Here is a 269-nt window from a genome sequence, read left to right as displayed (position 1 = left end):
CCGAAGTTGCGCGGCTGAACGGTTACCTGCATGCCATCGCGGCGCTGGAGCCCAGGCCCGATAGCGACTGGCTGCAGCTGACGTTCAAGTTCGTCGATCAGGATGCGCAGAAGCTCGATTACCTGTCGCGGCTGATTGCTCGCGGCACCGCGCAAAAGCACTTCACGCCCGGCGCCTGATAGCCACTGCCCTCCTGTGGGTGCGTGCGGCCTTGCGCGACGCAAGGCCGCTGCCACAGCGGACGATCACCATCCGACCAACTGTCATAC

1 pseudogene is annotated in these 269 nt (G+C 64.3%); it reads left to right on the top strand.

Annotated features, from left to right (window positions below):
* Window positions 1-179: pseudogene (locus SB765_RS29975) on the top strand (response regulator); the annotation flags it as partial.
* Between the last annotated feature and the right edge of the window lie 90 nt (window positions 180-269).

Source organism: Pseudomonas sp. SIMBA_067 (assembly GCF_046534675.1).
GTDB lineage: Bacteria > Pseudomonadota > Gammaproteobacteria > Pseudomonadales > Pseudomonadaceae > Aquipseudomonas > Aquipseudomonas putida.
Note: the sequence above shows the minus strand (reverse complement) of the source record. Positions and strands in the feature narration are given on the sequence as shown.